The sequence below is a fragment of the Providencia zhijiangensis genome (assembly GCF_030315915.2).
GTDB classification, from domain to species: domain Bacteria; phylum Pseudomonadota; class Gammaproteobacteria; order Enterobacterales; family Enterobacteriaceae; genus Providencia; species Providencia zhijiangensis.
The window spans coordinates 42,094-57,898 of sequence record NZ_CP135990.1 but is presented as its reverse complement, the minus strand read 5'-3'; the positions used below and the strand labels follow the sequence as shown (position 1 = coordinate 57,898).

Sequence of the window (15,805 nt, the reverse complement as noted above, 5' to 3'; positions counted from 1 at the left end):
AAGTTAGATTTGTTGCTCCTTATCCTAAATAACATCAAAGAAAAATCATAAAACTGATTGCACAATGAATAAAAGGACGGATAACCTAGCAATAGCGTGGTCAATAACCATCTCCCTCTAACCCTTAGACGAGTTATTTAGAGAAAAGGAACACCTTATGCAATTAGCAGAACGGATAGCCCAATTAAGCAACTACCTTGAAGGTGGTTTGTATGAACGTCAGCAAGCTATTCGTTTGTGTTTGCTCGCCACGCTCAGTGGGGAAAGTGTGTTCTTGCTGGGACCTCCTGGGATAGCGAAAAGCTTAATTGCCCGCCGCATGAAATATGCCTTCCGCCAAGCAAATGCGTTTGAATATTTAATGACGCGTTTTTCTACCCCTGAAGAGATTTTTGGTCCACTTTCCATTCAAGCCTTAAAAGATGAAGGGCGTTATGAGCGTTTAACCAAAGGATACCTGCCCGATGCGGAAGTGGTGTTTTTGGATGAGATTTGGAAAGCAGGCCCTGCCATTTTAAATACCTTACTGACCGCCATTAATGAGCGCAAATTCCGTAATGGGGATGAAGAAAAAAACATCCCCATGCGTTTGCTAGTCACTGCATCCAACGAGCTACCCGATGCGGATAATAGCCTTGAAGCGCTGTTTGATAGGATGTTGCTGCGAATTTGGCTGGATAAAGTCCAAGAGAAACAAAATTTCCGCGCGTTGCTGACTGGCAAATCTCAACAAGAAGAGAATTTGGTTCCTGATCACCTAAAAATCAGTGAAGAAGAGTATCGAGAATGGCAAAAAGAAATTCCCAAGGTTTCGCTGCCCGATCACTGTTTTGAATTGATTTACCAATTACGCCAACAGATTGACGCCACAGAGAAGAATCTGTATGTCTCTGATAGACGCTGGAAAAAAGCCGTTTATTTATTACAGGCTAGTGCCTTCTTTAATGGTCGAAACTCCGTTTCGCCGTTGGATATTGTGCTGCTCAAAGATTGCCTATGGCATGATATGCAGTCAATGAACTTACTGCCGCAATTGCTCAAGTCATTAGTGCAGGAAGATGGCTGGCAACAGCGTAAATTTACGCGAGAAATAGAACAAGTTTACCAACAGTGGATGTCATCCACCCAAGATCAAAATAACCAAGATGCGTTTAAAGTTTTAAAAAATAACGCAATGTTTGCGCGAAAAGCCTCTTATGTCTTGCCTGATAATATAAGTGAAGGGCGTGTAACCCTATTTTTGCATCGTCCATTGCAGCTACATAATATGAAAGTGACCTTTATTACCACCGAGAAAAAATCACTGGTGAATTTCCTCAATAAAGGCACCACCTTATCAGCCCATCTTAATGGGATTGGTTTCGCACAAGAGCTGGCGGCTGAAGTGAATAATTTAAACCAAATTCAGCTGTTAGATGTTAGCCATCAAGCATCAACTTTATATTTACAAGATAAAAACCCTACAGCGGCGCCGACAACCAATAATAAAGAATGGCTAGATAAGCTTGATGCCATCCAAAACGAGATCCAAGGGGCGAAATACCAATTTGAGAAGCAGCAACCTAACCTGTTTATCGAGGCACATTGGCTCGCGGATGTTGAAGAGAGCTTTATTAAACTGAGCGATAAACTGACCCAGCTCCGCCAGCAAATTATGGGAAAGGTGGCTAACTCATTATGATGAGCCTAGCGTCCCTCGAATTATTGCTTTCAGTGAATGAAAGCCAGCTGATTGAAGAGATTATTATTTCTCTTCTCGCCACCCCACAGCTGGCGGTTTTCTTTGAAAAGCATCCTCGATTGAAAAAGGCGCTATTAAAAGATCTCTCCAGCTGGAAAAAAGACCTTAAACAGAAGCTGCAAGATGCGTTAGTTCCTCAGCAACTTTCTGAAGAGTTTGGGCTATATCAGAAGTCATTGGGCATCCCCACTGATACGTTTTTCACGCAATTACCCGATGTGATAGCACGGCTCGAGCAGTTAGATTCCCCGTTTTACCGTGAAGCCCTACAGCTGCAAAAGGGAAAAATTGAAAATCGCAGTGCGCGGCAATCTTTGATTGTTCAGCGTTGGCGTATTAGTTTGATTTTGCAGGTGACCACTTTACATAAAGAACTCTTAGAGCAAGAAAAAGAGCAACTGCTGGCGGAATTACAACGCCGTTTAGCACTGAGCGGCAATCTTGAGGATATTCTAGGGGAAAATGAACGTTCATCAGGGCGATTATGGGATCTGAGTAAAGGGTTTAGTAACCCAGCGTCTTATAATGATCAATTAATCGCTCGCTACAGTGATTTTTTGCGCCAGCAACCCGAGCTGGAAAAAATTGCTCAGTTACTCGGACGTAGCCAATCTGCTAAGTCTATTCTTGATGATAATGTGATCCTTGAGCCAATGACGGTGATGGAAAAAGTTCCCGAAACCGTCCCAGAACAAGTGAATGGCTTAAACCAGAGTGACGATATTCTGCGGTTATTACCGGCTGAGCTTGCGATGTTAGGGCTCGAAGATATTGAATTTGAGTTCTACCGCAAGTTATTAGAAAAGCAGCTTATTACTTATCGCTTACAAGGAGAAAGCTGGCAAGAACGCAAAGTTTTACGCCCAGTCACCCATCATCAACATGAAGACCAGCCCAGAGGACCATTTGTCGTATGTATCGATACTTCAGGTTCTATGGGTGGAATCAATGAACGCTGTGCAAAAGCGTTCTGTCTGGCCTTAATGAAAATCGCGCTGGCGGATAACCGAGCTTGCCACGTGATGCTGTTTTCCACTGAAATTGTTCATTATGATCTTCTCTCTGCGGATGGATTAGAACAATGCATGCGCTTCTTGCATCAAACATTCCGTGGTGGAACAGACTTGGCGGCATGTTTACGAGAAACAACGGTAAAATTAGAGTCAAAACAGTGGAGTGATGCCGATGCGGTTGTCATTTCAGACTTTGTGGCTCAACGCTTACCGGATGAGTTAATTCAGAAGATTAAATCCCTTCAGAAGGTTGGTAAATACCGCTTCCATGCGGTATCAGTCTCAAATTATGGGAAGCCCGGTATCATGAAGATATTTGATCATATCTGGCGCTTTGATACAGGGCTAAAAAGCCGACTACTGCGCCGTTTTAATCGCTAATTACAGCATATCTTCAACAGTTTCAGCCATTTCTGGTGACCAAACACCACACTGAACCTGACCGATATGTTGACGTTGCAGCAGTAACATCACTAAGCGAGATTGGCCAATACCGCCACCGATAGATTGTGGCATTTCACCTTTAACTAACGCTTGGTGCCATTCCAGCTCCATACGTTTTTCATCACCCGTTAATCCGAGTTGGCGAGTTAAGCACTCAGGGCTTACACGGATCCCCATTGAAGAGATCTCAAATGCGTCTTGCAATACTGGGTTCCAAACAATGATGTCACCGTTTAAGCCTTTGAAGCCATCTTCGTTTTCGGTTGTCCAGTCATCGTAGTCTGGTGCACGCACATCGTGGGATTCGCCGCTTGACAGTTTTCCACCGATACCGATTAAGAATACCGCACCCAGTTCTTTCGCAATCGCACGTTCACGACCTTTTGCGTCTAAGTCAGGGTAACGTTTTAGCAGCTCTTCGCTGTGGATAAAGTGAATTTGGTCTGGCAGGAACGGTGCCAGTCCAAATTCTTTACTTACGGCAGCTTCTGTTTCTTTTATTGCCTTATAGATTTTACCCACTGTCTGCTTCAGATAAGGAAGCGTACGATCCTCATCTGCCATCACTTTTTCCCAATCCCACTGGTCAACATAGACGGAGTGGATTGGGGTTAAGCGATCCTCGTCCGGACGCAACGCTTTCATGTGTGTGTACAAGCCTTGACCTTCGCTGAAACCAAAACGACCTAAGGTTTTGCGTTTCCATTTAGCCAAGGAGTGAACCACTTCAAACGTTGCACCAGGAATTGATTTCACTTTTACCTGAACGGCTTTTTCGCAGCCTGATAAGTTGTCTTGTGTACCATCACCTAAACGGCTCAGGATAGGACCTTGAACTTCAATTAAGCCAAGCTCTTTTTCAAGTAAACGTGAGAAATAGGATTTAACAAAGCTGATTTGTTGCTGATGTTCGATGAATGACTTGTCCATAATTTTACCCATAATTTGTTAGCTGCAATTAGCCGATGTGTAGATTAAGCAACAAAACGAGGTATAAATTCAATATCCATCATTAAAAAAAGCCTTTACTGTTTATTTTGATTAAAAAAATGGGTATAAAAATGAATAATCATCAAAATGAGGGCTAAATAATGCCGGAAAATTATCAAATCGATAATCTCGATCGTGACATACTTCACGAATTAATGGTCAATGCACGTACACCTTATGCTGAACTCGCCAAAAAATTCTCGGTAAGTCCTGGAACCATTCATGTACGCGTGGAAAAAATGAAGCAGGCTGGGATCATAAAAGGAACTCGTATCGATATCAGCGCAAAACAGTTGGGTTTTGATGTCTGCTGCTTTATAGGGATCATTTTAAAAAGTGCCAAGGATTATCATACTGCCCTCAAAAAGCTGGATGCTTTAGAGGAAGTCGTAGAGGTTTACTATACGACGGGTCAATACAGTATCTTTATTAAGGTCATGTGCCGCTCGATAGATTCCCTTCAAGACGTACTTATCAACAAAATTCAGACTATCGATGAAATACAATCAACCGAAACGCTGATCTCCTTACAGAACCCGATCATGCGAACGATCACCCCGTAGAAAAAAAAATGATATAACCACATTATCCACAGGTAGATCCCAGCTCATTCACAGCGTACAATAGCGCCCTGTTAATGTGAAAGAGAGTAACCATGAGCGTAACAAAAGTAACCTTAATTAGTGGCAGTACCATGGGCAGCGCCGAATATGTTGCGGAGCATATGGCAGAGATTTTAGAAGAACTCGGCTATGAAACGGATATACAGCACGGTCCTGAACTGGATGACTTACCACTTGAAGGGTTATGGCTGGTGGTGAGCTCAACACATGGAGCAGGGGATCTTCCCGAAAATATCCAACCTTTAGCGGAAGCAATTCAAACTCAGTCACCAGACCTGAGCAAGATCAAGTATGGCGCAGTGGGGATTGGCAGTTCGGAATATGACACTTTTTGTGGTGCGATCCATACCCTAGATACCTTATTACAGGATCATGGGGCAAAAAGGATCGGTGATTGCTTCGAAATTGATGTTCAGCAACACGAAATTCCTGAAGATCCCGCAGGAGAATGGGTTAAAATTTGGGCAAACGAACTCTGATCTGTTCAAATTAACCGCAAACAACTGTGGATAACTCCGGTAAGATCATGGTATTAACCGGTAGTTATCCAGATTATAAGTTTTAGGTCGTCTAAGGCCTGTGCATAAGTCCCTATTTTGATCCCAGCTTATACGCAAAAGGATCACGGATCATTCACAGTATATGATCCTTTACACTTTGATGATCTTTAAAGTGAAAATTCACTTATCCACAGAAACCGTCGATCCTAATAAAAGATCTAATAAAGAGATCTTTAAATAAAAAAGATCTTTATATTATATAGGCGAGAGGCCAGGGCTTGGTCTCTCCATCAAACTTGAGTAGAATTCACTCCTCAAATGCAGAATCCGCATTTTCTAACGTTAAGGTTCACACATGTTTTATCCAGAGCAATTTGACGTCATCGTAATTGGTGGTGGTCATGCCGGTACTGAGGCAGCAATGGCAGCTGCACGTATGGGGCGTCAAACCCTATTACTGACTCACAATATTGATACATTGGGCCAGATGTCTTGCAACCCAGCCATCGGTGGGATCGGTAAGGGACATCTGGTAAGAGAAATTGATGCCCTCGGTGGTTTAATGGCTACCGCAACTGACAAAGCGGGTATTCAATTTAGAACACTTAATGCAAGTAAAGGCCCAGCGGTTCGTGCAACTCGCGCACAAGCAGACCGCGTGCTCTATCGCCAAGCTGTTAGAACTGCATTAGAGAATCAGCCAAACTTAATGATCTTCCAACAGCCTGTTGAAGATCTGATTGTTGAAAATAACCGAGTTACCGGTGCTGTTACCCGCATGGGCTTAAAATTTAAAGCCAAAGCGGTGGTATTAACCGTAGGTACTTTCCTTGATGGAAAAATTCATATCGGTTTAGAAAACTACAGTGGCGGTCGTGCTGGTGATCCACCCGCAATTACGTTATCTCAACGTTTAAGAGAATTGCCATTACGTGTAAACCGCTTAAAAACGGGTACACCACCACGTATTGATGCAAGAACTATTGATTTCAGTCAGTTAGCTCAACAGCTAGGTGATGATCCAATGCCAGTATTCTCATTTTTAGGTTCGCAAGAGCAGCATCCACAACAAGTGCCTTGCTACATCACCTATACCAATGAGCAAACCCATGATGTGATCCGTAATAACTTAGATCGCAGCCCAATGTATGCAGGGATCATCGAAGGGATCGGCCCTCGTTACTGTCCTTCAATTGAAGACAAAGTGATGCGTTTTGCAGATAAAAACGCTCACCAGATCTTCTTAGAGCCAGAAGGTTTAACCAGCAACGAAATTTATCCAAACGGGATCTCCACCAGCTTGCCATTTGATGTTCAAATGAAAATTGTTCATTCCATGAAGGGAATGGAAAATGCAAGGATCGTCCGTCCTGGTTATGCCATTGAGTACGATTTCTTTGACCCGCGTGATCTAAAACAAACTCTCGAAAGCAAATTTATCGAAGGCTTGTTCTTTGCAGGTCAAATCAACGGTACAACAGGTTATGAAGAAGCTGCAGCTCAAGGTTTATTAGCGGGTCTTAACGCTGCACAACATGCATTTGACCTTGAAGGTTGGTTCCCACGTCGTGACCAAGCCTATGTAGGCGTTTTAGTTGACGACCTGTGCACATTAGGTACCAAAGAACCGTACCGTATGTTCACTTCCCGTGCGGAATACCGTTTAATGCTACGCGAAGATAACGCAGATTTACGTTTAACCGAAAAAGGGCGTGAATTAGGTCTCGTGGATGATGTTCGTTGGGAGCACTTCAACCGCAAAGTCGAAATGATTGAAAAAGAGCGCCAACGCTTAAAAGATATCTGGGTTCACCCTAAATCTGATAATCATGAAGAAATCGACCAAATTTTAACCGTTCCATTATCGAAAGAAGCGAATGGTGAAGATTTACTACGTCGTCCTGAAATGACGTATCAAATGCTAACCTCGTTAAATCTGTTTGCTCCGGGTGTTGAAGATCCTCAAGCGGCAGATCAAGTTGAAATTCAAGTGAAATACGAAGGTTACATTGCTCGCCAGCAAGAAGAGATCGAACGTCAACTGCGTAATGAAAATACATTACTCCCTGTTGATCTAGACTATAAGCAAGTGAAAGGCTTATCCAACGAAGTCATGGCGAAACTGAATGACCACAAACCAACGTCAATTGGTCAAGCATCTCGTATTTCAGGGATCACACCAGCAGCAATTTCAATTCTGTTAGTGTGGCTCAAAAAACAAGGCATGTTGCGTCGGAGTGCATAATATGGATTTACTCAGCAAACTGACAAAGCTATTGGCAAAAGCTGACATCCAACTGACTGACAAGCAAAAACAGCAGTTAGTCGATTATGTCGGTTTATTGCACAAGTGGAACAAAGCGTACAATTTAACGTCGGTACGTGAGCCTGAACAAATGTTAGTTCGCCACATCATGGACAGCATCGTGGTGAACGATCACCTCAAGGGTGACAAATTCATCGACGTAGGAACGGGCCCAGGGCTTCCTGGCGTTCCTTTAGCGATCATTCGACCTGATGCTCACTTTGTTTTATTGGATAGCTTAGGGAAGCGTATACGCTTTCTGAAACAGGTTCAGCATGAGTTAGGGCTAACTAACATTGAGCCTGTTCAATCTCGAGTAGAAGAGTATCCAGTTGAAGATGGATTTGATGGCGTAATTAGTCGAGCTTTTGCATCACTCAACGATATGCTGAGTTGGTGCCACCATCTTCCTGCAAGGGAAGGGCGCTTTTATGCATTAAAAGGTGTAGTTCGTGATGAAGAACTCACACAGTTGCCAGAAGGCTTTGAAATTGAGTCCATTACAGAGCTAAAAATTCCCGAATTAGACGAACAGCGTCACTTGGTTAAATTATTCAAAAAATAACGTAGTTTTTAGTAAAATTATTTTATCTTTTAGAGCGGTAGCCGTACATTTACAATGTTACGGCTATTTTTATATATAATTAAAATAAAGATAATTTAAATTCACTTGTTATTTACAGAATATTAACGAATATATATCAAAAATAATCACATTAATGGTAATAATATTCCTAATCTAATATTCTTACTAAATCGTTTTAGCATTAATAATGAAATATCCAAATTATCTTTTCATTTTTTTGTCTAAAAAATAACAAATTTAATTATTTGATTTATGGCTTAAAAACAGGGTTCTAACCAGATAAAGAGTGTGGTTATTAATCAAGAGATTAAGATTTGTTGTGATCTTAATCACATAAAGTTATTTTTAGGCGACGAATCGTTAATGAATTATTAATCCCACCTGTCTTAATTCTGCGCTATCTCGAAAAAATTAAATATTTATTCACCTTTTCGCTACTTACTGATTGAATTCATTTCGCCTGCCCGTATAATTTGCACGTTTTTGTCTCTTGACACATTTAAGCAAAGGCAGTTTTATTACAACCCTTAGCGTTTCTTAGGCTGAGAGAGCTGGGAGTACACAAAGTTATGTCTGTTTCCCTTTATGGCAGTAATGCTTCTAAGCAACTGTCTATTCAGTTAATAACTTTTGTAATCCTCAGTGGGGCTTTCTGTGCAAATAGTATAGAATGGGGGGCCTCTGCTCTTGCTGGTGGGTTAGCATGCTGGTTACCTAATATCGTATTTATGCTGCTATCACGCCTTGAAAAAGCAAAAGAAGAGGATGAACCTGTCCGCATTGCCTGGTTCTTTGCATTAGGAGCAGGGTTAAAGGTTGTGACAACTATTACTGTCTTAGTTGTTGCTTTTGGTGTGTTTAAAGCGTCAATAACACCACTGGGTTTGACCTATTTAGCGGTGCTGATTGTTCAGATTGTTGCACCAGCCGTTGTAAAACGGTAAGTATTTTTAAACTACAAAAGGGTAAGAGGCATCATGTCTGCATCAGGAGAAGTGATGACTACAAATGAGTACATAGGTCACCATCTGAGAAACCTTCAGTTGGATCTACGTACCTTTGAGTTGGTCGATCCCCACGCTAGTCCAACGTTTTGGGCGTTAAACATTGACTCGCTTTTTTTCTCAGTAGTTCTCGGGGCTTTATTCCTGTGGCTATTTAGAAAAGTTGCTGCCAATGCGACTAGTGGCGTACCCGGTAAGTTACAGACTGCAATAGAACTGATCATTGGTTTCGTTGATAACTCAGTCCGTGATATGTATCACGGGAAGAGCAAAGTTATTGCCCCTCTGGCATTAACGGTGTTCGTCTGGGTATTTTTAATGAACCTTCTGGATCTACTTCCAATTGATTTCATCCCATACATCGGTGAGCACTACTTAGGTTTACCTGCTCTGCGTATTGTTCCAACCGCAGATGTGAGTATCACGATGTCGATGGCAATTGGTGTGTTTATCCTAATAATCTTTTACAGCATCAAGATGAAAGGAATTGGCGGATTCACGAAAGAGCTCACTATGCAGCCTTTCAACCATCCGGTATTTATCCCTGTAAACTTGATTCTTGAAGGGGTTAGCCTGCTGTCAAAACCTGTATCACTCGGTCTGCGACTGTTTGGTAACATGTATGCAGGTGAATTGATCTTTATTCTTATCGCGGCTCTGCTTCCGTGGTGGTCACAGTGGTTGTTAAGCCTGCCTTGGGCTATCTTCCACATACTGATTATTACGCTACAAGCCTTTATTTTTATGGTTCTGACTGTTGTCTATCTGTCGATGGCTTCTGAAGAGCACTAATTTTATTAATCAATAATTGTATTAACTGAAACAAACTGGAGACTGTCATGGAAAACCTGAGTATGGATCTGCTGTACATGGCTGCCGCTATTATGATGGGTTTAGCGGCGATCGGTGCTGCGATCGGTATCGGCATCCTAGGTGGTAAATTTTTAGAAGGCGCTGCTCGTCAGCCAGATTTAATTCCTCTGCTGCGTACACAGTTCTTTATCGTAATGGGTCTGGTCGATGCTATTCCGATGATTGCTGTTGGTCTGGGCTTATATGTAATGTTCGCTGTTGCCTAATTAACGTTCGGCACACATTAAGAACATTAACTAACTAATAAATAAGAGGTATTGTCTGTGAATCTAAATGCAACAATCCTCGGCCAGGCTATCGCGTTTGTCCTGTTTGTTTTGTTCTGTATGAAGTATGTATGGCCACCGATTATGGCGGCCATAGAAAAACGTCAAAAAGAAATTGCTGACGGTTTATCTTCCGCAGAACGTGCTAAAAAGAACCTGGAACTGGCGCAAACCGACGCAACCGACCGACTGAAAAAAGCGAAAGCTGAAGCTCAAATCATCATTGAACAAGCGAATAAACAACGCACTCAAATGATTGATGAAGCTAAAGCTGAAGCAGAAACAGAACGTGCAAAAATCGTAGCACAAGCGCAAGCTGAAATTGATGCTGAGCGTAAACGTGCACGTGAAGAGTTACGTAAACAGGTTGCGATGCTTGCTATCGCAGGTGCCGAGAAGATCATCGAACGTTCCGTGGATGAAGCTGCTAACAGCGACATCGTTGATAAACTAGTCGCTGAACTGTAAGGAGGGAGGGGCATGTCTGAAATCGCTACTGTAGCTCGCCCCTACGCCAAAGCAGCTTTTGACTTTGCTGTGGAAAACCAAGCTGTTGCTAAATGGCAGGAAATGCTGGCCTTCACCTCTGAGGTGACGCGCAATGAACAGGTTGGTGAGCTGCTTTCTGGTTCTATTGCACCAGAAACATTAGCTAAAACGTTTATCTCTGTTTGTGGAGATGAAATTGACGAGCATGTTCAAAATCTGATTCGTGTTATGGCGGAAAACGGTCGTTTAACAACGATGCCAGAAGTATTAGCTCAATTTATCCAATTGCGCGATACGCTGGAATCAACTGTTGAAGTTGATGTTCTTTCTGCGAACGAACTGAGTGAACAGCAGTCAGCTAAAATTTCTGCCGCGATGGAAAAACGTCTGTCACGCAAAGTTAAGCTGAATTGCAAAATTGACAAGTCTGTTATTGCTGGAGTGATCATTCGTGCGGGAGACCTCGTCATTGACGGTAGTGTCCGCGGTCGCTTAGAGCGTTTAACTGACGTCTTGCAGTCTTAAGGGGACTGGAGCATATGCAACTGAATTCCACCGAAATCAGCGAACTGATCAAACAGCGTATTGCTCAGTTCGATGTTGTGAGTGAAGCTCACAATGAAGGTACGATTGTTTCCGTTAACGACGGTATCATTCGTATTCACGGTTTAGCCGAAGTCATGCAGGGTGAAATGATCGCTCTGCCTGGCAACCGTTACGCAATTGCACTGAACTTAGAGCGTGACTCTGTTGGTGCGGTTGTTATGGGTCCTTATGCTGACTTAGCAGAAGGCATGAAAGTTAAATGTACTGGTCGTATTCTTGAAGTTCCAGTAGGCCGTGGCCTGTTAGGACGTGTAGTGAATACACTGGGTCAACCAATTGATGGTAAAGGTCCTGTTGAGCACGATGGCTTCTCTCCTGTAGAAGTTATTGCTCCGGGTGTTATCGACCGTCAATCCGTTGATCAACCTGTACAGACTGGTTATAAATCAGTCGATGCGATGATTCCAATCGGCCGTGGCCAGCGTGAGCTTGTCATCGGTGACCGTCAAACTGGTAAAACAGCTCTGGCGATCGATGCGATCATCAACCAGCGTGATTCTGGCATCAAATGTGTTTACGTTGCTATCGGACAGAAAGCATCAACTATCTCTAACGTAGTACGTAAACTGGAAGAACACGGCGCTCTGGAAAACACTATCGTTGTTGTTGCAACTGCATCTGAATCAGCTGCACTGCAATACTTAGCACCATACTCTGGTTGCGCGATGGGTGAATATTTCCGTGACCGCGGTGAAGATGCTCTGATCGTTTATGATGACCTGTCTAAACAGGCTGTCGCATACCGTCAAATTTCACTGTTGCTGCGTCGTCCACCAGGACGTGAAGCATACCCAGGTGATGTTTTCTATCTGCACTCCCGTTTACTTGAGCGTGCTGCTCGTGTTAACGCTGATTACGTAGAAGCATTCACTAAAGGTGAAGTGAAAGGCCAAACTGGTTCATTGACTGCTCTGCCAATCATTGAAACTCAAGCGGGTGACGTTTCTGCATTCGTACCAACAAACGTAATTTCGATTACTGATGGTCAGATCTTCCTGGAATCTAACCTGTTTAACTCTGGTATTCGTCCAGCAGTTAACCCAGGTATTTCAGTATCTCGTGTTGGTGGTGCTGCTCAGACTAAAATCATTAAGAAACTGTCTGGTGGTATCCGTACAGCACTAGCTCAATACCGTGAACTGGCAGCGTTTGCTCAGTTTGCTTCCGACCTCGATGACGCAACTCGTAAACAGTTGAGCCACGGTCAGAAAGTAACTGAACTGCTGAAACAGAAACAGTATGCACCAATGTCAGTAGCAGAGCAGGCACTGTCTCTGTTCGCTGCAGAACGTGGATATCTGGACGATGTTGAGTTAGCAAAAATTGGTGCATTCGAAGCTGCATTAGTTTCATTTGCACAGCGCGAGCATGCTGACCTTATGAACGAAATTGGTCTGGCGGGCAAATATAACGATGATATCGAAGCTAAGTTGAATAAACTGCTCGAATCATTCAAAGCCACCCAGTCCTGGTAATACTATTCGGCCCGTGAATTTTTATGGGCCGTCTGGTTAATAAGGAGAAGCAGAAATGGCCGGCGCAAAAGAGATACGTTCCAAGATTGGAAGCGTGCAAAACACGCAGAAGATCACTAAAGCGATGGAAATGGTCGCGGCGTCCAAAATGCGTAAAACGCAGGAACGCATGGCGGCCAGCCGTCCTTATGCAGAAACCATGCGCAGTGTGATTGGTCACCTTGCATTAGGTAATCTGGAATATAAACACCCATATCTCGAAGAGCGCGAAGTTAAGCGCGTCGGGTATTTGGTTGTTTCAACAGACCGTGGTCTGTGTGGTGGTTTGAACGTTAACCTGTTCAAAAAACTACTGGCAGACATGAAAACGTGGTCTGAGAAAAACGTTCAGGTTGATTTGGCTTTAATCGGTTCTAAAGCGGTAGCATTCTTCGGTTCTGTAGGCGGCAATGTCGTTTCACAAGTAACCGGAATGGGGGATAACCCGACCCTTTCTGACCTGATTGGCCCAGTTAACTCTATGCTACAAGCCTATGATGAAGGGCGTTTAGATAAACTGTATGTGGTGAACAACAAGTTCGTCAATACAATGTCTCAAGAGCCAACAATTCTTCAATTACTGCCATTGCCTGCAAGCGATGACGAAACACTGAAGAAGAAATCTTGGGATTATTTATATGAACCCGATCCTAAGGCGTTGCTGGATACCCTGCTGCGTCGTTATATCGAGTCGCAGGTTTATCAGGGCGTCGTTGAAAACCTAGCTAGTGAGCAGGCCGCTCGAATGGTAGCGATGAAAGCCGCTACAGATAACGGTGGAAACCTGATCAAAGAGTTGCAGTTGGTTTACAACAAAGCTCGTCAGGCCAGCATTACTCAGGAACTGACCGAGATCGTTTCTGGTGCTGCCGCGGTTTAACAGCTAGGTTTACGAATTACGTAGAGGATTCAAGATGGCTACTGGAAAGATTATCCAGGTAATCGGCGCCGTTGTGGACGTCGAGTTCCCTCAAGATAACGTACCAAAAGTGTACGATGCTCTTGAGGTTATTAACGGTAAAGAAAAACTGGTGTTGGAAGTTCAACAACAGTTAGGTGGTGGTGTTGTCCGTTGTATCGCAATGGGTACATCAGACGGTCTGAGCCGTGGTTTAGAAGTTGTAAACCTAGAGCACCCAATCGAAGTACCAGTCGGTAAAGCAACTCTGGGACGTATCATGAACGTTCTGGGTGAACCAATCGACATGAAAGGTGATATCGGCGAAGAAGAGCGCTGGTCTATTCACCGTGCTGCACCAAGCTACGAAGAGTTAGCTAACTCAACTGAACTGCTGGAAACCGGTATCAAAGTAATGGACTTAATCTGTCCATTCGCGAAAGGTGGTAAAGTAGGTCTGTTCGGTGGTGCGGGTGTTGGTAAAACAGTAAACATGATGGAACTGATCCGTAACATCGCGATTGAGCACTCAGGTTACTCAGTGTTTGCCGGTGTTGGTGAGCGTACCCGTGAAGGTAACGACTTCTATCATGAAATGACCGACTCAAACGTTCTGGATAAAGTATCACTGGTTTATGGCCAGATGAACGAGCCACCAGGAAACCGTCTGCGTGTTGCGCTGACTGGTCTGACTATGGCTGAGAAATTCCGTGATGAAGGTCGTGACGTACTGCTGTTCGTTGACAACATTTATCGTTATACACTGGCAGGTACTGAAGTATCAGCACTGTTAGGTCGTATGCCATCAGCGGTAGGTTACCAACCAACGCTGGCGGAAGAGATGGGTGTTCTGCAAGAACGTATTACCTCAACTCAAACTGGTTCTATCACTTCCGTTCAAGCGGTATACGTACCAGCGGATGACTTGACTGACCCATCACCAGCAACCACCTTTGCTCACTTAGACGCAACTGTAGTTCTGAGCCGTCAAATCGCATCTCTGGGTATCTACCCTGCGGTTGACCCTCTGGATTCTACCAGCCGTCAATTAGACCCACTGGTAGTTGGTCAAGAGCACTATGATGTTGCTCGTGGCGTTCAGTCTATTCTGCAACGTTACCAAGAACTGAAAGATATTATTGCAATCCTGGGTATGGATGAACTGTCTGAAGAAGACAAACTGGTTGTTGCTCGTGCTCGTAAGATCCAGCGCTTCCTGTCTCAACCATTCTTCGTTGCAGAAGTCTTTACCGGTTCACCAGGTAAGTTCGTTTCTCTGAAAGACACTATCCGTGGCTTCAGCGGCATCCTGAACGGTGATTACGACCACCTGCCAGAACAAGCGTTCTACATGGTTGGTACCATTGAAGAAGCTGTGGAAAAAGCGAAAAAGCTTTAATCCATCTGACGAGAGGTTGATATGGTAGCTGCAATGACATACTACCTGAAAGTAGTAAGCGCGGAAAAACAGATGTTTGAAGGCTTAGTACAAAAAATTCAGGTGACAGGTAGTGAAGGTGAGTTGGGGATTTATCCGCAGCATACCCCGCTGCTGACTGCCATAAAACCGGGCATGGTACGCATTACGAAGCAGTTTGGCGAAGAAGAACTAATTTACCTCTCCGGCGGTATCTTAGAAGTTCAACCAACTGGTGTTATCGTACTCGCTGATACAGCGATCCGTGGTAAAGATTTAGACGAAGCTCGTGCAGTGGAAGCTAAACGCAAAGCGGAAGAACATGTCCGCAAAGCACACGGCGATGTTGATTATGCTCAGGCATCAGCAGAACTTGCAAAAGCAATAGCGAAACTTCGAGTTATCGAGTTAACTAAAAAGCTTATGTAATGATAGCAATATAGAAAAAGCCAGTTAGTTTGACTAACTGGCTTTTTTATTTGTGCGAAATATGTAGTAATTTATGCAGGAAATAGGTTTACTTTCACCCCAAAGTT

The 15,805-nt window shown here is 43.6% G+C and carries 16 protein-coding genes; 15 read left to right on the top strand and 1 reads right to left on the bottom strand.

Going from position 1 to position 15,805, the window contains the following annotated elements; genetic code table 11:
* Nucleotides 1-157 precede the first annotated feature (157 nt).
* Nucleotides 158-1,681 (top strand): ATPase RavA, encoded by a 1,524-nt coding sequence (gene ravA / locus QS795_RS00225; RefSeq protein WP_154603242.1) that lies wholly within the window; start codon nucleotides 158-160, stop codon nucleotides 1,679-1,681.
* Nucleotides 1,678-3,135, top strand: a complete 1,458-nt coding sequence (gene viaA / locus QS795_RS00220) for an ATPase RavA stimulator ViaA (RefSeq protein ID WP_181477773.1) — start codon at nucleotides 1,678-1,680, stop codon at nucleotides 3,133-3,135. Before ravA ends, viaA begins: the two co-directional genes overlap by 4 nt.
* Here viaA and asnA read toward each other — a convergent pair whose 3' ends face one another.
* On the bottom strand, nucleotides 3,136-4,128 hold the full coding sequence (asnA, locus tag QS795_RS00215; protein ID WP_154603240.1) for an aspartate--ammonia ligase: 993 nt from the start codon (nucleotides 4,126-4,128) through the stop codon (nucleotides 3,136-3,138).
* A gap of 161 nt (nucleotides 4,129-4,289) precedes the next feature.
* On the opposite strand from asnA, the gene asnC reads away from it, so the two are divergent.
* The 13 genes from asnC to QS795_RS00150 all read left to right on the top strand — a co-directional run bounded on the left by asnC (nucleotide 4,290) and on the right by QS795_RS00150 (nucleotide 15,698).
* Complete coding sequence (gene asnC / locus QS795_RS00210) at nucleotides 4,290-4,751, top strand: transcriptional regulator AsnC (RefSeq protein ID WP_036950600.1); 462 nt, start codon at nucleotides 4,290-4,292, stop codon at nucleotides 4,749-4,751.
* 92 nt (nucleotides 4,752-4,843) lie between these two features.
* Entirely contained in the window at nucleotides 4,844-5,290 is a 447-nt protein-coding gene (mioC, locus tag QS795_RS00205; protein ID WP_154637902.1) for an FMN-binding protein MioC, read from the top strand.
* Nucleotides 5,291-5,666: 376 nt separating this feature from the next.
* Nucleotides 5,667-7,556 carry a tRNA uridine-5-carboxymethylaminomethyl(34) synthesis enzyme MnmG gene (gene mnmG, locus QS795_RS00200; RefSeq protein WP_154637901.1) on the top strand — a complete coding sequence of 630 codons (1,890 nt, stop codon included), beginning with the start codon at nucleotides 5,667-5,669 and terminating at the stop codon, nucleotides 7,554-7,556.
* Nucleotide 7,557: 1 nt separating this feature from the next.
* Nucleotides 7,558-8,181, top strand: coding sequence for a 16S rRNA (guanine(527)-N(7))-methyltransferase RsmG (gene rsmG, locus QS795_RS00195; RefSeq protein ID WP_181477770.1), 624 nt, complete (start codon nucleotides 7,558-7,560; stop codon nucleotides 8,179-8,181).
* Nucleotides 8,182-8,771: 590 nt separating this feature from the next.
* Entirely contained in the window at nucleotides 8,772-9,146 is a 375-nt protein-coding gene (atpI, locus tag QS795_RS00190; RefSeq protein ID WP_181477769.1) for a F0F1 ATP synthase subunit I, read from the top strand.
* 33 nt (nucleotides 9,147-9,179) lie between these two features.
* Nucleotides 9,180-9,998 (top strand): F0F1 ATP synthase subunit A, encoded by an 819-nt coding sequence (gene atpB / locus QS795_RS00185; protein WP_006660652.1) that lies wholly within the window; start codon nucleotides 9,180-9,182, stop codon nucleotides 9,996-9,998.
* Nucleotides 9,999-10,045: 47 nt separating this feature from the next.
* A complete protein-coding gene (gene atpE / locus QS795_RS00180) occupies nucleotides 10,046-10,285 on the top strand; it encodes a F0F1 ATP synthase subunit C (RefSeq protein WP_004246596.1) in 240 nt (79 codons plus the stop codon).
* A gap of 57 nt (nucleotides 10,286-10,342) precedes the next feature.
* Nucleotides 10,343-10,813, top strand: coding sequence for a F0F1 ATP synthase subunit B (gene atpF / locus QS795_RS00175; protein WP_181477768.1), 471 nt, complete (start codon nucleotides 10,343-10,345; stop codon nucleotides 10,811-10,813).
* Nucleotides 10,814-10,825: 12 nt separating this feature from the next.
* Nucleotides 10,826-11,359 (top strand): F0F1 ATP synthase subunit delta, encoded by a 534-nt coding sequence (gene atpH, locus QS795_RS00170; protein WP_036950613.1) that lies wholly within the window; start codon nucleotides 10,826-10,828, stop codon nucleotides 11,357-11,359.
* 14 nt (nucleotides 11,360-11,373) lie between these two features.
* Nucleotides 11,374-12,915, top strand: coding sequence for a F0F1 ATP synthase subunit alpha (gene atpA, locus QS795_RS00165; RefSeq protein WP_132496978.1), 1,542 nt, complete (start codon nucleotides 11,374-11,376; stop codon nucleotides 12,913-12,915).
* Nucleotides 12,916-12,970: 55 nt separating this feature from the next.
* The gene (gene atpG, locus QS795_RS00160) at nucleotides 12,971-13,834 is read left to right on the top strand and encodes a F0F1 ATP synthase subunit gamma (RefSeq protein ID WP_006660648.1); all 864 of its coding nucleotides are present in this window, start codon (nucleotides 12,971-12,973) and stop codon (nucleotides 13,832-13,834) included.
* A gap of 34 nt (nucleotides 13,835-13,868) precedes the next feature.
* Nucleotides 13,869-15,251: a F0F1 ATP synthase subunit beta gene (gene atpD / locus QS795_RS00155; protein ID WP_006660647.1), complete on the top strand. Its 1,383-nt coding sequence runs from the start codon at nucleotides 13,869-13,871 to the stop codon at nucleotides 15,249-15,251.
* A gap of 21 nt (nucleotides 15,252-15,272) precedes the next feature.
* Entirely contained in the window at nucleotides 15,273-15,698 is a 426-nt protein-coding gene (locus QS795_RS00150) for a F0F1 ATP synthase subunit epsilon (RefSeq protein ID WP_006660646.1), read from the top strand.
* The last annotated feature ends 107 nt before the right edge of the window (nucleotides 15,699-15,805 follow it).